The organism is Clostridium sp. K04 (assembly GCF_019734375.1).
Taxonomy (GTDB): Bacteria; Bacillota; Clostridia; order Clostridiales; family Clostridiaceae; genus Clostridium; species Clostridium saudiense.
Window position 1 is genome coordinate 21840 of record NZ_JAASHD010000012.1, and the last position, 17941, is coordinate 39780.

Consider the following 17941-nt stretch of genomic DNA (forward strand, 5'->3'; position numbering starts at 1 on the left):
GATTAAATTAACAGTTATACATGTTTATTTTATCTTGTGGTTAAATTTTAATTATTTATCTGTATAAGTAATACTATAGCGTTTCATTTTATTATAAAGAGCATTTCTACTTATTCCTAATTTAGATGCTGCTTGAGAAATGTTCCCTTTGCAAATTTGTAATGCTTTAATTATCTCTTTTTGTTCAAGGACAATTAGAGGAGTAATAGTATCATTATCACAATCTATATTAGGGTTTATAGAATTATCTAAAATAAAAGTATCTAATAAGTTACCTAGATTATCATATTTAAGACAATGACATTCTTCAAAATCTATTTCATAACTACTACTTCCGTTTAAAGCGACAAGATTTTCGATGAAGTTTTCAAGCTCTCTAATATTGCCAGGCCAACAATATGAAATTATTTTTTTAAATAATACCTGAGAAATATTAGGTATTGGTTTGTTAAGTTTTTCACTTTTTGTTTTTAAAAAATAATCTAATAGTAGAGGAATATCACCTAACCTATCTTTTAGCGGCGGAAGTGTTAGAGGGAGTACATTTAATCTATAATATAAATCTTCTCTAAACCTTCCTTTTTTTACTTCATCTCTTAAATTTTTATTTGTTGCGGAAATGACTCTAACATTGATATCAATTTGCTTTTTGCCCCCGACTTTAGTTATGGAATTTTCTTGTAAAACCCTAAGAAGAACAACTTGCATATCTAAAGGCATATCGCCTATTTCATCAAGAAAAATAGTTCCATTATTAGCTAATTCAAATTTTCCGATATCTCCTTCTTTTTTTGCACCTGTAAAAGAACCACTTTCATATCCAAATAACTCACTTTCTATTAAATTACTAGGTAAAGCACCGCAGTTTACAGCAACAAATGGACCATTACATCTATCACTATAGCAATGTATAGAGTGAGCAAGTAGCTCTTTTCCTGAACCACTTTCTCCATAAATCATTATTGTTGATGAGCTTTTAGCAGTTTCTTTTGCTTGAGCTATAACTTTTTTTAATTGGGGACTTTCGCCTATAATATCAGAAAAATTATATTTGCATTTTTGTGAATTACTCATTTAATCCTCCCGTGTATAGAATATATTATTTATAATAATACTCTTTAGAGAAAAAGAAAATAAAAATATATTTATTTTAATGAGAAAATAATGTCATAAAATAAGCGTAACAAAAAAGATGACAGTGTTAATAAAAGTGACATTTTTAGTGTTAACAAAAGTGACAAAAAAATAAAAATCATAGAAAAAATAAAATTATTAAAAAAAAGATTGTAGAAAAATTAACGTTTTTAAAAGTTGGCATGAAATTTGCTTATAAGAAATATGTAAAAGTATTTTAAGGAGGACAACAAAAGATGAATTTTAAGAAAAACAAATTTTTATTAGGTATTTTATTAGGAGTAATAGTAGGTCTTGCATGGGGACTTGATGGAGTTCTTATGGGTGAAGTAGGTAAGAGCAGTATATTTAGTAACTTTGAATTATCACCTTTAGTTACTGCATTATTCCATGATGGATTTGCATTCTTTTGGATTGCATTATCATTAGTATTTTCAAAACAATTAGTAGGTGCATTTAAGTTATTAAAAACAAAAAAAGGTTTAGTTACAATTGTTGCGGCAATAGTTGGAGCTCCAGTAGGAATGAGTGCATATTTATTAGCTATTAAATATGCTGGAGCACCATATGCATCAAGTATTTCAGTAATATATCCAGGTGTTGGAGCAATTTTATCTTATTTTATTTTGAAAGAAAAATTATCAGTAAGAGCAATGGTAGGTATAGCAGTTAGTTTATTTGGATCATTTATGTTAGGGTTTAATCCATCAGCAGACGTTCCACAAACATTCTTTAAAGGAGTTTTATTTGCATTAGTTGCAGTAGCAGGATGGGCTTTAGAAGGAGTAATTGTTGGATTTGCAATGAAAAAAATTAAAAATGAAGAACATATTCAAGCTACACCACAACAATTCTTATGTGTTAGATATCTTACTTCTTTAGCTAGTTATGCATTAGTAGTAGTTCCATTAGTAGGTGGATATGGAGTAGCAGGTAAAGTAATAACTTCAGGTTTAGTGTTTAAATATGCAGGAATTGCAATACTTGGAGCAATAACTTATTTAGCTTGGTATAAGGCTGTTGATTTAATAGGTGCTGCTATGGGAACTGCTTTAAATAGTACAGCATCATTATGGTCAATAATTTTTTCAGTGTTACTTTTTGGAGCTAAAATAACATTACCATTAGCAATATGGGGATGTGTAATAGTGCTTGGAGTATTTATATTCGCAATTGATCCAAAGTCATTTAAGAAGAAAAATTAGGAATATATATGGAATAGGTGATATTTATGTTAAAAAGCAATGTAATAGATAATATAAAAAATATAGTTGATAATTGTATGGGCGCAGAAGAGGCAGCTTGTGTTGCAACATGCCCAATGCATACAGATGCCAAAGAATATATAAGATTAATTAGAGATGGCAAAGGTGAAGAATCAATAAAGGTAATAAGAGAAAAATTATTTATTCCAGGAACTTTAGGAAGAATTTGTGCACATCCTTGTGAAACACAATGTAAATGGAACGAAGGAAAAAGCCCAATGGCAATTGCTTCATTAAAGAGATATGCAGCAGATAATTTTGATAAAGAAGAAAATTGGGATTTAACTATAAATGGTGATTTAAAGAAAAGTGTTGCAGTAATAGGGGCTGGGCCTTCAGGATTACAAGCTGCTTTAGATTTAAGAAAAGAAGGTGCTGAAGTAACTGTATTTGAAAAGCTACCGGTTAGAGGTGGAATGATGGCAGTAGGTATTCCTGAATATAGATTACCAAGAAATGTTCTAGAAAAAGAGATAAGTTATTTAGATAAAATTGGAGTAGTTTTCAAAGTTGGATGTGAAGTTGGAAAAGATATAACTTTAGATGAAATTTTAGAAGAATTTGACTCTGTAGTTGTAGCTGTAGGTAAGCATGAAGGAAGAGTAGATAGAAGTATTAAGAATTTTGATGCAGAAGGAGTATTTTCTGCAGCAGAATATTTAAAGGAAGCAGCATTAACTAAAGATATTAAAAAAGCTGGCAAAAAGGTACTTGTAGTTGGTGGTGGAGATGTTGCCATGGATTGCTGTAGAGTATCAAGAAGAATAAATGGAGTTGAAGAAGTATATTCTATTTGTTTAGAAGATAGCTTTGATTCAATGGCATCATCAAATCATGAAATTAAAGGTGCAATTGCGGAAGGTATAAAATTTAATCATGCAAGAGCCATTAAAAGCATAGAAGTACAAGAAAATAGAGTGTCTAAGGTTATATTAAAAAAATGTATATCAATGTTCAATGAAGAAGGAATGTTCTCTCCTACTTTTGATGAAAATGATGTATATGAAATTGAAGTTGATACAATAGTATTTGCTATTGGACAAGGTGTAGAAGGTAATTTTGCCAATGGAAAGTTAGAACAAAGAAGAAATTCTACTTTTGAGTGTGATAAATTAACCCTTCAATCTTTAACAAATGAAAAAGTATTTATAGCTGGTGATGCTTCAGGAGAATCTGTTATTGTTATACAAGCTATGGCAACAGGTAGAAGAGCAGCACAATCAGTAATAAGATTTTTAAAAGGAGAAGATTTAGTTGAGGGTAGAGTGTTAGAAGACACGTGGACATTTAAAACTAAATTAGACATGCCTACAAACTGGGATGAAGTATCTGGTAAAAGAGAGGATATGCAAGAGTTATTGGTAGAAGAAAGAATTACTAACTTTGACGAAGTAGCTCTTGGATATACTAAAGAAGAAGCTATGAGAGAAGCAGATAGATGTAGACAGTGTGTGTGTAAAAAGTGTATGAAAGAATGTATAATGTTAAATGATTATACAGATTGTCCTAAAACTTTATTTAAGAAATATTTAGATAAAGGATATGAAAATATGGACAAAATGATAGCTTTTTCTTGTAATGAATGTAATCAATGTACATTAGTTTGTCCTAAATCATTAGAATTAGCTCCTAATTTTATAGCTATTAAGGAAAAATATAATGAAGATAATAATGATGAAAATGTAATTGACTCATTAAAGCCATTTGACAAATCACAAGATATGGAGTGTAGTGAGGAATACTCTACAACTGTATTAGCTAAAGAGAAAAAGACAAAATACTTATTTGTTCCAGGCTGTACAGTTCCAGCTTATAGCCCAGAGCTGATAGAAAAGACTTTAGCGCATTTAAGAGATACTTTGGATGGAGAAGTAGGAGCAATGCTACAATGTTGTGGTAAGGTAACGAAGTTAATTGGTGAACCTGTGAAGTTTAAGGAAAGAAATAAAAAAGCAGTAGAAGAGATTAATGAAACAAATGCAGATGTAATTATTACAATATGTCCATCATGTTATAACGTTTATAGTAGTACAACTGATAAAAAGGTTATTTCTTATTGGGATTTAATGAAAGAAAGTATAGGAATACCAGAAAATCAAAAAAATATAGGATTAGATTCAGATGTTATATTTAATATTCATGATTCATGTGTAACTAGAAATGTGTCATCTCATCATGAAAGTGTAAGATGGATAATTGAGGAACTTGGATATAAGTATTCAGAAATTGAAAGAAGTAAAGGTAATACTAGATGTTGTGGTGTTGGGGGAATGGTTTGTAGCTCAAATCCTGAATTATACGAAAAAGTATATAATAGAAGAGCTGGAGATTTTAATTCTGAACATATTATATCTTATTGTGGTTCTTGTAGAGGAACTATGGAAGCAGCCGGTAAGGATTCACTTCATATATTAAATTTATTACATGGAGGAATATATACTAAGGAACAAGCTCAAAAAAGAGGTTACAAATCAGAAGAAGAAATGTGGGCTAATAGATTAGAATCTAAGAAAAGATTAGATGAGATGAAATAAAAAATATATATAAATAATAATAAGGGGCTGTCGCACTAAATAATTAGTGCGCAGCTCCTTTTTGACGAAAAAAATAAATCCTAAACTCAAGGAGTTTAGGATTTATGGTAAAATATTTTTATGCTACTAAAAAAAATCTTACACAAAAATTATACTGTAAATCGAAAGTTTTATCAATTAAAACTTCCTTTTGATATAGATTGCATGATTCCAGAAAATGATTCGGTGAGATTACTAAGTCAGTTTGTAGAGGAGATGGATTTAACTGACCTATATTCTACTTATTCTAAGATAAGAGAAAATCAAGTATCGCCAACGAACATGTTAAAGATTGTGATTTATGGATATATGAATGGTTTCTATTCTTCACGAGATATAGAAACAGCATGTCTTAGAGATATAAATTTTATGTTTTTACTCGAAGGAGCATCCGCTCCGGATCACTCAACATTTGCAAGATTTAGAAGTCTACATTTTGCTCCGTGTGCTGAAAAGATATTGGTTGAAATGACTAATTTTCTTTATAAGGTTGGGGAAATATCAGGCAAATCAATATTTATTGATGGCACTAAAATAGAAGCTTATGCAAATAAATATACATTCGTTTGGAAGAAAGCTGTGACAAAAAACATGGCTAAATTATTAATGAAAATAGCTAGCTTTGTAAAAGAATGTGAAGAACTTTATGGTATTAAATTGATTTATAAAAATAAAGTTCAGATGAGGCACGTAAAAAAGCTAAAGAAAAGGCTTTATGAATTAAAGAAAATTGAAACTATTGAATTCGTCCACGGATGTGGTAAAAGAAAATCACCACTTCAAAAATATATAGAAAAGCTTGAAGAGTATCTTTCAAAATTCAAGGAATATAATCAAAAAGTATATACTTGCGGAGAAAGAAATAGTTATTCAAAAACAGATAATGACGCTACTTTTATTAGAATGAAAGAAGATGCTATGAAAAATGGTCAACTTAAACCTGCTTATAATGTACAACACGGTGTTGATGCTGAATANAGAATGAAAGAAGATGCTATGAAAAATGGACAACTTAAACCAGCTTATAATGTGCAGCATGGTGTTGATGCTGAATATATTACGTGGCTTACTGTTGGTAATCAACCAACAGACACAACTACATTGATACCATTTCTTAAGGGGATGGAAGAAAATTTGAATTTTAAATATTTAAAAATAGTTGCTGATGCTGGATATGAAAGCGAAGAAAATTACTCATTTATTGAAGATAATAATCAAATAGCTTTTATTAAACCTGCTAATTATGAAATATCTAAAACAAGAAAATACAAGAATGACATTAGTAGAATAGAGAATATGGACTACGATGCTGAGAGTGATTTATTTATATGTCAAAATGGTAAAAAACTAAAAATGTCAGGCACAAAATTTGTAAAATCTAAAACTGGATATAAAAGTGAAAAAACAATTTATATATGTGAGGATTGTAGTGACTGTAATTACAAGAACAAATGTATTAAAGGGAATAATTCTAAAATACCATTAGAAGAAAGAACTAAAAAATTTGAAACTTCAAAAAAGTTTAATAGGCAAAGAAAAGAAGATTTAACGAGAATTATTACTGATGAAGGTTGTTTACTTAGAATGAATAGAAGTATTCAAGCAGAAGGTTCTTTTGCTCAATTAAAGCATGATATGAATTTTAGAAGGTTTATGTGCCGTGGACAAAATAATGTCTTAGCAGAAAGTATACTACTTGCTGTAGCTCATAATATAAATAAATTGCATAACAAAATACAGGCTAACCGAACTGGTAAGCATTTATTTGAATTAAAGAAAACTGCATAATTTAAATTTTTAAAGCCTTTTTTCATTAGGCTTATTTAAGTGCGTCTATTTTTATATTCAATTTGATTTTAATCGAAAATGTACAATTATTTTTTTGAAAATATAGAAAAAGAGCTATCGCTAGCGGATTTTTTTACCCGCTATTGCGACAGCTCCTTTTTTATTTGTTTTTTGTCACTATTTTAGTATCTAGAATATCTTCCTCTTCTATTTCTTCTACGTCTCTTAGAGTTCATCATTAATTTTATTGTTACAAATAATAATACAATTATTAAAATTATTATTAATAAAGAAAGAGCGTAAATTCCTATATTAGCTTTTAATATTTGACCAGTACTTAAAGTGATAGATCCCTTAACAGTTTGAGTATAATCACCACTAGTATAAACTAAATCAACATTGTTATTAGAAGCAACCTTCCAAGCATTTAGTTCATTACTTGGTACTTCTAAATTAGAATGAGTATCATTAAAGCTATTTTGATAATATTCAATATCTTGATCTAAAACAACAGGAGCTGTAATAGTTTTTGTTGGACCAAAGAATCTAAATAGTTTATAGTTTAATTCAACAGTAGATATTTCGTCTCCAGCAGATTTATAAGTAGTTTTTTGTGCATCATAGCTATAATCAGCAATTGATTGAGTGTCATTAAATACATTCATTCCATCTGCTCCATATAGAGAACCTAAAACTACAGTAATTAAATTTCTTCCGTTTCTGTTATAGTATCCTACAAAGCAATGACCAGCTTTAGTTTCATTACCAGTTTTACCACCAATATTACCATCAACGCCAAGTAATTTATCTCTAGTTTCGATATAAATTGTCTTACCATCTAAAATAACAGACGTTTTATCTATTCCCATAGATTCTCTTACCCAATCATTTTCATAAGCAGCTTTAGCAATTAAAGCTAAATCGTAAGCTGTAGTAACATTATGATTGTTAGCATCAATTTCTAAACCGTTAGGATTAACAAAGTTAGTGTTTACCGCGCCAAGTTCTTTAGCTCTTTGGTTCATTAATTCTGTAAATTTTTCTACAGAACCAGAAACAGATTCAGCCATCATAACAGCAGCATCATTTGCTGAATAAACCATAACAGCATCCATTACTTCATTAGCAGTTAGTGTATCACCAGGTTGTGCAGTATTACCAATAAAATTATTTAATGTTGTTTCTCTTAGTGAAACTGAGTTTTCAGTGTAAGGAATTAAATCATCCTTATTTTTGTTTTCAGCAAATAGTAGAGAAGTTAATAATTTAGTTGTACTTGCAGGTGAACGTTGTTCATCAGCATTTTTTGAATAAATAATTTCGCCTGTATCTAAATCCATAGTAATAGCAGATTGCCCCATTATTTGAGGCTCAGTTGCAGCAAATACATTAATAGTATTAAAGAAAGGTACTACTAATGATAAGCATAGTGTTAGAACAAAAGCTCTAAAAAATTTCTTTGACATATAATCTCCCCGTCCTTCTTATAAGTAAATATTATTATTTTTGTTTATTGTTTAACCTGTTAATCATTACTTCTTTAGCTTTTATTTCTAAAGAATCGTCTAGTCTTTCTAAAGCAACTTCTGAGTACTTCATTTCTAAAGCTGTTTTAATAAATCTATCTGCTAGTTCAGGATTTTTTGCAAGTAATGATCCATGGAAGTATGTACAATAAGTATTCTTATATATACAGCCTTCATAGCCATCAGATCCATTATTACCATAACCATGAACACATTTTCCAAGTGGCTTTAATCCATTAACATAAGTTCTACCAGAGTGATTTTCAAATCCAACATAAGTTTCATTGAAATCTTCATTGTAAATAACAGTATCTCCAATAAATCTAGTATCTCCAGCTTCAGTATAAATATCTAATATGCCTAAGCCTTCAATTCTTTCACCATTAGGAGCAGTATAGTATTTACCTAATAATTGATATCCACCACAGATAGCTATTAGAACTTTACCATTATTAATGTATCTTGATAACTCTTCTTTTTTATTATTCATCAAGTCAGAAGATACTATCGATTGTTCAAAATCTTGGCCACCGCCAAAAAATACTATATCGTAATCATCTGCATTAAATTCATCATTGATTGAAATGTTAAGTATATTAACTTTAATTCCACGATTTTCAGCTCTGTGTTTTAAAATTAATATATTTCCAACATCACCATATACGTTTAATAAATCAGGATAAAGGTGACAAATATTTAATTCCATAATAGCCTCCTAAACACTACCAAAGGTTTTTTATATAACCCTTAGAATGTAAATACTTTCTGTAATTTATCATTGCTGTATAAGTTGCAAGGATATATATTTTTTTGTTTTTACCATTTTTGATTTGTTCAGTTAATTTTTCATATTCTTCTTCAATAACAAACTTAGATGGAGAAATACCAGCAGTTTTTAGCCTTACTGCCATATCAAAAGTTCTAAGACCTGATACATAAACTTCATCTAAAGGTGTATTATTTAAAATTTCAAAATTAACATCCCAAATCCAAGAAACATCTCTACCATCAGCATAATTATCATTTAATAAAAATGCACAAGAGAAGGAATCTTTATTTAAGCAAAGGGTGTCTAAAGCTTGATTATATCCAGCTGGATTTTTAACTAAAATAATTTTTGCTTCTTTGTCATCTATATTTATTATTTCTTGTCTTCCAAAACTAGAACTTTGATTTTCTAAAGATTTTTTTATACAAGCATCATCAATATTAAGTTCTTTTGCTATTGAATAAGCACAAAGAGCATTATAGATGTTATATACACCAGATTGACCTAAGAAGATTTCAGTGTTTCCAAATTTAACAGTAGAGCTTTCTGCTGTTAATTCTACAATTTCGTCTACACCATACTTAATAGCAGGATGAGTATAACCACAGCCTGTACAGTAATAATCTCCTAAATGATTATATGTAACAAAGTTATAACTATAAGGAGTTTTGCAGAACTTACAGAACTTTGAATCTGCATTAACATCAATAGTTTTATTTTCGTTTATTGGTGTTTTAAATCCATAAAATACTAATGGATTCTTCACATCAAGCTTTCCAAGTAATGATTCATCACCATTTAAAACTAGCTTACTTTCAGGTACAAGAGTTATACCCTCTAAAATTTTAGTTAATGTTGTATAAACTTCTCCATATCTATCAAGTTGATCCCTAAATAAATTTGTTACAGTAATTATTTCAGGATTAATATACTTTGTTATAAATTTTAAATTAGCTTCATCTACCTCTATAATTGCATATTTATTTTCATCTTTATTGAAGAATTTATAGTTTTCAACGAAAGTAGTAACTATACCTGGGAAAAGATTAGCCCCTGTGTTATTAGTTATTACTGGGTAACCTTTTTCTTTAATGATGTTATAAATCATGCTTGTAGTAGTAGTTTTACCATTAGTTCCTGTAACTAATACTACTTTATATCCCTTAGATACAGTTGCTAAAATGTTATTATCTAATTTTAATGCAACTCTACCAGGAAAAGTAGTACCACCTTTTAAAATGGTTTTAGTAAGAAATAATGTGAATTTTGTTGCTAATATACTGAGAATTGACTTAATATTAATTTTCTTCACCACCTACAATAGTTTATTTACATTATTAACAATAATATTGAACTATAATCATTTAATAATAATATTACAGGATATTTCCAAACCTATTGATTTAATAATTGCAAAATTTGCAATTAGGGTTAATAAAACTAACAAGAAAATATAGTTCGTTGCTTAAATAATATATTTAGGTTGTTAATTAAGATTTAGAATTCCGATTATAAGTTAAATTATAATATTCTTTTAAAGATTATATCAATACTAAAATAGTATATCATAAACTTAGATTTTAACAAATGCATCTTAACAGGATATTTAAATTAAATTAAAAAAAAATAGAATAAATTATATAAATATGAATAATTATTTAACATTTCCCTATACAATATTGACAGTCAATTTGCATGAGAAGATAATATATTAAAAAACTAAATAGGAGATGATAGTTTTGAAGAAGTTTTCGTTTGTCGATAAAGAAGGTAAAGAAATTAAATGTTATAAATGGGAAGTTAAAGGTGAAGCAAAGGGAATAATACAGATTTCACATGGAATGACTGAGTATGCTTGTAGATATGATTATTTTGCAAATAAACTTACAGAACATGGCTTCATAGTATATGCACATGATCATAGAGGGCATGGAGAAACTTCTAAGGAAGATGAAGAAAGAGGTTACATAGCTGATAATGAAGGTTTTGATATGCTTGTTGAAAATGTTAAAGAACTTACAGATATAATAAAGAAAGAAAATGAAGGTTTACCTTTAATATTATTTGGGCATAGCATGGGTTCTTTTGTAAGTCAAAGATATATTGAGTTATATGGTAAAGAATTAGATGGAGTAATATTATCGGGAACAAATGGAAGACCTGAATACATAACAAAATTAGGAATATTAATTTCAAAAGTTGAAATGATGATAAGAGGAAGAAAAGCTAAAAGTAAGATAATGGACAAGTTATCATTTGGAAACTTCAATAGAAGTTTCAAACCTAATAGAACAAATTATGATTGGCTATGCTCTGTTGATGAGGAGGTGGACAAGTATATAGAAAGCGATTACTGTGGATTTATTTGTACAACATCATATTATTATGATTTAATAAGAGGATTATGGAAGATTAATAAAAAAGAAAACTTAGAATTAATCCCTAAAGATTTACCAGTATTAATTTTTGCCGGTGATAAAGATCCAGTTGGAGATTTTGGTAAAGGTATAAAAAGATTATATGAATGCTATAAAGAATTAGGAATACATGACTTGAAATATAAATTATATAAGAATGGTAGACATGAAATGCTAAATGAAAGTAATAAAGATGAAGTTATTTTAGATATATTAAATTGGACGAATAGAATTGTAAAGGTTAATGAAAAAGTAACAAACTAAAAATATATTACTCATAAACATTATTTACTGTTAAGTAACATATATTTTATTAGTAAATAAAAGGGGTGATGTTTGTGAGAAAAAAGAAGAAACCTAAAGTTAAAAAGTCGATTAATAGAAGAAAGAATATATTTAAAGAGATATTTTGCGTTAATGGAAAGTTTGAATTTATAGGTTTATTAAAAAATATTATGATGCCTGTTATTGGGAGTTTGATAGTAGGCTTTGTTACTAAAAATTCAATGAGTATATATGATGTATTAAAAAAAAGTATTCTTACACCGCCTAATTTAGTTTTTAGGATAGTATGGATTGCTTTATATATTTTAATGGGTATTGCTGCTTATAGAATATATATGAATAACAAGCAAGGGAAAAATGATCATGGAGGATATTTTAATTATTTAGTACAACTTTTAATAAGTTTTCTATGGGCAATTATATTTTTTAATTTAAGATTATATGGTATTTCATTTATATTAATATGTATTTTGCTTTTACTAATAGTAATAACTACAGTTAAATTTTTTAAGGATGACAAAATAGCTGGAGCATTGATGATTCCTTATATTTTATGGGTTGTATTTGCAACATATTTATCACTTTATATTTGGATATTTAATGAAATGTAATTAATAAAATTTGAATTATAAAAATAAATAGGATAAAATATAAATCTGGTAATGATGTAAATACGGATTTAAGGAGAAGAGTATTTTGAAGAAAGTAATAATAGCAGAAAAACCATCAGTTGCTAAAAATATAGCGGATGCATATAAGATAAAAACTAGAAGAGATGGGTTTTATGAAGGCGACGATTATTTAGTTACTTGGGCTTTTGGTCATTTACTTCAATTGTATGATGCAAAGGATTATGATGAAAATATGAAGGGATGGAGAATGGATAAATTCCCTTTTATTCCTGAAGGTTTTAAGTATAAAATAAAATGTGATAGTAGTAATAGAGAAGTTGTTGATAAAGGTGCAGAAAAACAAATAAATATTATTAAAGGATTAATTGACAGAGATGATGTTGATGGAGTAATTTCTGCAACAGACTTTGATAGAGAAGGTCAGGTTATCTCAGATGAATTATTTATCCATTATGATATAAAAAAGCCTATTTATAGACTTCTTCTTAATGAATGGACAGAAGATGAAGTAAAGAAGGGAATGGCAAATTTAAAGCCTAATAGTGAAATGAAACCACTTCAAGATGCTGGAATAGGAAGACAGTTGGCAGATTGGACAATAGGTATTAATTTGACATCTGTTGCAACATTAAGATATGGTGCTAGTGAAAAAAAGACAATTAACATAGGTAGAGTTTTATTGCCTACTTTAAAGATAATTTATGATAGGGATAAAGAAATTGAAAATTTTAAGGAGTCTTCATATTATAAGTTATTAATTAATTTAAAATCAAAAGATAATATAGAGTTTGAAAGTCTTTATTATGAAAATGCTTCTGAAAAGTTTGAGAAAAAAGAGTATTTAGACAATTTAAGTAAATTATTAAAAGAAAAGCAAGCAGTAGTTGTAGACAAAGAAATTGAAAAGAAGAGGGAATATCCACAAAGTCTTTTTAATCTTTCTAATTTACAAGGATATATAACTAGTAAATATAAAGGATGGACTTCAGATAAGGTATTAAAGGTTGCACAGGGGTTATATGAAAAAAAACTTATAACATATCCTAGAACTGCAAGTAGTGTATTAGAAGAAAGTTTAGTTGATAAAGCAAAAAAAGTGCTTGAAACCCATAAAAAAGGTTTACCTTATGAAGATCAAATAAAATTCGTTCAATCTAAAAGAGTTTTTGATAATTCTAAGGTTGAGAGCCATAGTGCTATTACTCCTACATATGTAATACCAAAAGGATTAACTACAGATGAACAACATGTTTATAATGCTATAAAAAATAGATTTATAATGCAATTTATGCCTGTTGCCCAATTTGAGGAAACGAAAATAACATTAAAAGTTAACGACGAACAGTTAAAAGGCGAGTTTATTTCTAAGGGAAAAGTAGAAATAGTTAAAGGATGGAGAGTAGTTGAGAAAATAGAATCAAAAGATACAATCCTACCTTTAGTTGAAAAGGGTGAAAATTTAGATATAGTAGATAGTAAGGTTAATAAAGTGACAAAGAAACCACCGAAGTATCATACAGAAAAAACTCTTTTAAGAGTTATGGAGACTTGTGGAAAGTCTTTTAAGGATGATAAAGATGATAGTTCAGATGATGAGAGCAATTCAGAAGAAATGATGAAAGCTATATTAAGTGGTTTTAGTATAGGAACTCCAGCCACTAGAGCTGAAACTATAAAAAAGCTAAAAGATATTGGATATATTAAAACTAAAGGAAAGAGTTTAACTACAACTGAGCTTGGAAGAACAATAGTAGAAATTTTTCCAGCTAAAGAACTTTTAGATTTAGAATATACAGGAAGACTTGAAAAAACATTATCTGATATTGAAAAAGGGAAATTTAAAAAAGAGGATTTCTTAAATTTAATTTATGACTTTACAAGAAGTTCGGTAGAAAAGATTAAAAATGATAGTTCTATGCTTCATAAGTTTAAAGTTGAAAAGCCAGAAGGGGTAGAGGAAATTGGTAAATGTCCGGTTTGTGGTAATTCGATTATAGAAGGTGAAAAAGGATATGGATGTGTCAATTGGAAAAATGGTTGCAAATATACTATTTGGAAAAATGATAAATTTATTGAATCCCTAGGTAAAAAGGTAACTAAGGAAATGGTTCAATTACTTCTTAAGAATGGTAAAGTTGGATTTAGAAATCTAAAGAGTAAAAAAGGTACTTTATTTTCTGCATATTTAAGATATGAAAAAGATGAAAAGACAGGATATTATAATTGGAAATTTGAATTTATAAATTAAAAAAGCTTTGGCAGTATTTTGCTGCTAAAGCTTTTTTTAATAATTTATTTTTATTAGTGAATTTATTTAATTAATACTGAAAGCAAAGAATAACATAAAGGAGCTAAAAATACTGTTATTATACCAGCAACACCGATAGATAATGAACTCATTGCCCCTTCTTGTTCACCAATTTCTAATGCTTTTGAAGTTCCTACAGCGTGAGAAGCAGTTCCTAGTGAAATCCCTCTAGCAATTGGACTATTAATTCTTAATATTTTAAAAACTGTAGGTCCTACAATTGCCCCTATTATTCCAGATAATATAATAGCTAAGACAGTAATTGAAGTAACACCACCAAGTGTATTTGTAATTTCAATTCCTATTGGGGTTGTTACACTTTTAGATAATAATGAAACTGTTAGAGTATTATCTAATCCTAAGAAAAATGAAATTGAAATAACTGATAATACACTAACTAGAGTACCTACGAATATCCCAGAAATAATAGGAAGAAAATTCTTCTTGAGTAAATTAAGATTTTTATATAAAGGAACAGCTAGAACTATTGTTGCAGGGCCAAGAAAAATATTTATAAATTGACCGCCTTGATTGTAAGTATCAAAATCTATATTAAATATTTTTAAAAAGCCTATTACAATCATTGTGGCAATTAAAAGTGGATTAAAAAGTGGGAATTTTGTTTTTTTATAAATAAATAAACCTATTTCAAATGCTACAAGAGATATGAATATTCCAAAAAACATGTTATTTGTAAATATATCCATTTATTTATGCCTCCTTTTTATTAAATTTATCCTCATTGTCATTATTATTTTCTAATTTTGATTTTTTCTTGCAAATAAATTCTACAGTTAGTGCTGTAGCAGATAATACGATTATTGTAGTTAATATACATAATATAACTATTTTTAATATACTACCCTTTAAAGCACCAAATGAAGTCATTAACCCTACAGAAGCAGGAATGAAGAAAAAGGCTAAATGATCTAAAAAGAAGTTAGAAAGTGTTTCAATTTTTTCAACTTTTAATATTTTAGAATTTAGTAATAAAAATAACAATATCATTCCAATAATATTTCCTGGTACAGGAAGATTTAATAGTTTGGAAATAATTTCACCTGCAAAATAAATTGAAAGAATCAAAATAGATTCTCTAAAAAATTTCATGAGTAAACCTCCTTATAAATTTAAGTAGATAATTTTAAAAGCCTATTATTATAATATAATACAAAATAATATTATGTCTATATGGAAAGAAGGATGTTTTATCATAAAGAAATCTATGAATTTATGAAAAATAAATGGATGAAACGATTGCAAAAATTAACAAAAAATAATCATGTATCATAATATAAATCATAATAATATAAGCAATTTTATCTAAAAAGGAGTATGTATGAATAAAACTTTTAAGCGTTTTGCAGCTATATTAAGTGTGGTTGCCCTAGTAGGTGCAATATTTATAGGCTGCGGTAAATCAGAAGCTAAAAAAGATAGTACATCAAAGGGAACTACAAGTACTGATGAAGCAAATTTACAAACTGTTAGATTAAATGAAGTTGTAAGATCTGTATTTTATGCTCCAATGTATGTTGCAATAAATGAAGGCTTTTTTGAAGAAGAAGGACTTAATATTGATTTATCTACAGGACAAGGTGCCGATGCAACACAATCTAAATAACAACATATGTCCATAATAAATGAAAGGCTGTAGAGCTACCTACAACCTTAGTTTATATCCAACTTCATTTGTTTCGCTGTCATAGGTAAAATACTCAATAAAGTTCATTATTAAATTTCTTTTAGCTTCAACATCTTCAATTAAATCAATTGTATTTATAAAAAGTTTATGACTTTCTAAAAGTAGTTGTTTTTTATTTTCTTCATCTTCAACATCAAACATAGAAATATTAATTTCATTTATTCTTTTATTAATATTATCATTTTCAGTTTTTATTTTTTTTATTTCTGTTTGGATCATGGACAGAACATCAATATCATCTATTAATGCTAATTTTTTAATAAGGCCTTGAAGCAATTTATCATTTTCATTAAGATTTTTATTTAATGATGTTAGTTCTCTTTTTAATGAAGCATTATTATTTTTTGTTCTTTTAATATTAATAATATCTTCAATATTAATATTTTTACATAAATCTATGACAAATTGTTCAAGCTCATCAGCATTGACCATTTTTGAGTCACATCTATTAGAAGATCTATTTTTTAATTCACACCTATAACTTCTATAATAGATACCTTTAGATGTTCTACTCCAAGAGCACATACTAGAACCACATCTTGAACATTTTAACATTCCACTTAATAAAAATTTATTGCCAGTAGCTTTTCTTGGTGATGTTTTACTTGAAATTTCTGATAAAATATTTTGACACTCTACCCATTCAGCTCCAGGAATAATACCAGGATGTTTACCAGTAGCAATAATCCATTCTTCAATAGGATTTTCCTTCTTTCCACCTTTTCTTTTATTATAGACCATTAGACCATATTTATTATTTTCACTACAATTAAGAGTTGAACCTTTAGATTCGAAATATTTTATAGCTTCACTATCACTACAACAGTAAACAGGATTCTTTAATATTTGCAGTACTGTATTTCTGCTAAAATCGCCCCCATTTTTTCCTTTTATATAATTAGAGACTAAATACCTTGCTATGGGAACAGTGCTCTTATATTCGGGATATAGCTTATATATGAGCCTTACTATTTCAATTTCTTCCTCAACAACTTCTAATTTATACATTCTCTTATTATTTTCTGTTATTTGAACTGATTTAAAACCCAGAGGAGGAGTACCACCTAACCATCTACCAGTACGAGATAGCTCAAGCATATTATCCTTTATACGTTCAGCTATAGTCTCCCTTTCAATTTGTGCAAATGTAGCACTAATATTAATCATAGCTCTACCCATTATAGTGCTGGTGTCAAACTGCTCTGTTATACTTATAAAAGCTATATTACTTTCTTCTAATATTTTATAAGTAGAAGAAAAGTCAGCTACATTACGAGCAATTCTATCTAATCTATAGCATATAAGAGCAGAGAATCTTTTTAATTTCGCATCATTCATCATTTTAGTGAACTGGGGCCTATTAATATTTCCACCAGACCAACCTTCATCTTCATATATAAGAAAATTAACATCTTCATTTGTTGTATTCAGAAAATATTTTTTACAAAGTTCTATTTGATTAGAAATAGATTCACCTTTTTTAGTGGCTTTTGATTTTCTTGCATAGATAGCAACATTCATTTATATCACCTCGCTGTA

Annotated in this window: 14 protein-coding genes; 7 read left to right on the forward strand and 7 right to left on the reverse strand. The window is 28.3% G+C overall.

The window, feature by feature from the left end:
- Window positions 1–51: 51 nt before the first annotated feature.
- Window positions 52–1074: a sigma-54-dependent Fis family transcriptional regulator gene (locus HCG70_RS06605; RefSeq protein ID WP_221697578.1), complete on the reverse strand. Its 1023-nt coding sequence runs from the start codon at window positions 1072–1074 to the stop codon at window positions 52–54.
- 296 nt (window positions 1075–1370) lie between these two features.
- Here HCG70_RS06605 and HCG70_RS06610 point away from each other — a divergent pair, with 296 nt between their 5' ends.
- From HCG70_RS06610 to HCG70_RS06620, 3 genes are all read left to right on the forward strand, one after another.
- The gene (locus HCG70_RS06610; RefSeq protein ID WP_221697579.1) at window positions 1371–2339 is read left to right on the forward strand and encodes a DMT family transporter; all 969 of its coding nucleotides are present in this window, start codon (window positions 1371–1373) and stop codon (window positions 2337–2339) included.
- Between the two features lie 26 nt (window positions 2340–2365).
- Complete coding sequence (locus HCG70_RS06615) at window positions 2366–4933, forward strand: FAD-dependent oxidoreductase (protein WP_221697580.1); 2568 nt, start codon at window positions 2366–2368, stop codon at window positions 4931–4933.
- 120 nt (window positions 4934–5053) lie between these two features.
- A complete protein-coding gene (locus HCG70_RS06620) occupies window positions 5054–6760 on the forward strand; it encodes a transposase (protein WP_221697581.1) in 1707 nt (568 codons plus the stop codon).
- 182 nt (window positions 6761–6942) lie between these two features.
- On the opposite strand, the gene HCG70_RS06625 is transcribed toward HCG70_RS06620, so the two are convergent.
- From HCG70_RS06625 to HCG70_RS06635, 3 genes are read right to left on the reverse strand one after another with little or no spacing between them, the layout of a single operon-like run.
- Window positions 6943–8226 carry a D-alanyl-D-alanine carboxypeptidase family protein gene (locus tag HCG70_RS06625; protein ID WP_042396036.1) on the reverse strand — a complete coding sequence of 428 codons (1284 nt, stop codon included), beginning with the start codon at window positions 8224–8226 and terminating at the stop codon, window positions 6943–6945.
- Window positions 8227–8260: 34 nt separating this feature from the next.
- Window positions 8261–8992: a type 1 glutamine amidotransferase gene (locus HCG70_RS06630; RefSeq protein WP_042396033.1), complete on the reverse strand. Its 732-nt coding sequence runs from the start codon at window positions 8990–8992 to the stop codon at window positions 8261–8263.
- A gap of 16 nt (window positions 8993–9008) precedes the next feature.
- On the reverse strand, window positions 9009–10367 hold the full coding sequence (locus tag HCG70_RS06635) for a Mur ligase family protein (RefSeq protein ID WP_154820703.1): 1359 nt from the start codon (window positions 10365–10367) through the stop codon (window positions 9009–9011).
- Between the two features lie 418 nt (window positions 10368–10785).
- Between HCG70_RS06635 and HCG70_RS06640 the strand changes: the two genes are divergently transcribed.
- From HCG70_RS06640 to HCG70_RS06650, 3 genes are all read left to right on the forward strand, one after another.
- Complete coding sequence (locus tag HCG70_RS06640; RefSeq protein ID WP_042396026.1) at window positions 10786–11736, forward strand: alpha/beta hydrolase; 951 nt, start codon at window positions 10786–10788, stop codon at window positions 11734–11736.
- 68 nt (window positions 11737–11804) lie between these two features.
- Window positions 11805–12368, forward strand: a complete 564-nt coding sequence (locus HCG70_RS06645; RefSeq protein WP_052330612.1) for a TspO/MBR family protein — start codon at window positions 11805–11807, stop codon at window positions 12366–12368.
- Between the two features lie 85 nt (window positions 12369–12453).
- The gene (locus HCG70_RS06650) at window positions 12454–14637 is read left to right on the forward strand and encodes a type IA DNA topoisomerase (RefSeq protein ID WP_042396023.1); all 2184 of its coding nucleotides are present in this window, start codon (window positions 12454–12456) and stop codon (window positions 14635–14637) included.
- 62 nt (window positions 14638–14699) lie between these two features.
- On the opposite strand, the gene HCG70_RS06655 is transcribed toward HCG70_RS06650, so the two are convergent.
- Complete coding sequence (locus HCG70_RS06655) at window positions 14700–15404, reverse strand: LrgB family protein (protein WP_221697582.1); 705 nt, start codon at window positions 15402–15404, stop codon at window positions 14700–14702.
- 4 nt (window positions 15405–15408) lie between these two features.
- Window positions 15409–15807: a CidA/LrgA family protein gene (locus tag HCG70_RS06660; RefSeq protein WP_042396017.1), complete on the reverse strand. Its 399-nt coding sequence runs from the start codon at window positions 15805–15807 to the stop codon at window positions 15409–15411.
- 229 nt (window positions 15808–16036) lie between these two features.
- Here HCG70_RS06660 and HCG70_RS06665 point away from each other — a divergent pair, with 229 nt between their 5' ends.
- Window positions 16037–16321, forward strand: a complete 285-nt coding sequence (locus HCG70_RS06665; protein ID WP_055277022.1) for an ABC transporter substrate-binding protein — start codon at window positions 16037–16039, stop codon at window positions 16319–16321.
- Between the two features lie 39 nt (window positions 16322–16360).
- Here the strand turns inward: HCG70_RS06665 and HCG70_RS06670 are convergent, their stop codons facing one another.
- Window positions 16361–17923: a recombinase family protein gene (locus HCG70_RS06670; RefSeq protein ID WP_221697583.1), complete on the reverse strand. Its 1563-nt coding sequence runs from the start codon at window positions 17921–17923 to the stop codon at window positions 16361–16363.
- Between the last annotated feature and the right edge of the window lie 18 nt (window positions 17924–17941).

Coding starts and splice junctions, on each gene's coding strand:
- HCG70_RS06615 (WP_221697580.1), top strand. CDS start 2,366: ATGTTAAAAAGCAATGTAATAGATAATATAAAAAATATAGTTGATAAT.
- HCG70_RS06605 (WP_221697578.1), bottom strand. CDS start 1,074: ATGAGTAATTCACAAAAATGCAAATATAATTTTTCTGATATTATAGGC.
- HCG70_RS06640 (WP_042396026.1), top strand. CDS start 10,786: ATGATAGTTTTGAAGAAGTTTTCGTTTGTCGATAAAGAAGGTAAAGAA.
- HCG70_RS06625 (WP_042396036.1), bottom strand. CDS start 8,226: ATGTCAAAGAAATTTTTTAGAGCTTTTGTTCTAACACTATGCTTATCA.
- HCG70_RS06670 (WP_221697583.1), bottom strand. CDS start 17,923: ATGAATGTTGCTATCTATGCAAGAAAATCAAAAGCCACTAAAAAAGGT.
- HCG70_RS06655 (WP_221697582.1), bottom strand. CDS start 15,404: ATGGATATATTTACAAATAACATGTTTTTTGGAATATTCATATCTCTT.
- HCG70_RS06660 (WP_042396017.1), bottom strand. CDS start 15,807: ATGAAATTTTTTAGAGAATCTATTTTGATTCTTTCAATTTATTTTGCA.
- HCG70_RS06645 (WP_052330612.1), top strand. CDS start 11,805: ATGTTTGTGAGAAAAAAGAAGAAACCTAAAGTTAAAAAGTCGATTAAT.
- HCG70_RS06665 (WP_055277022.1), top strand. CDS start 16,037: ATGAATAAAACTTTTAAGCGTTTTGCAGCTATATTAAGTGTGGTTGCC.
- HCG70_RS06610 (WP_221697579.1), top strand. CDS start 1,371: ATGAATTTTAAGAAAAACAAATTTTTATTAGGTATTTTATTAGGAGTA.
- HCG70_RS06630 (WP_042396033.1), bottom strand. CDS start 8,992: ATGGAATTAAATATTTGTCACCTTTATCCTGATTTATTAAACGTATAT.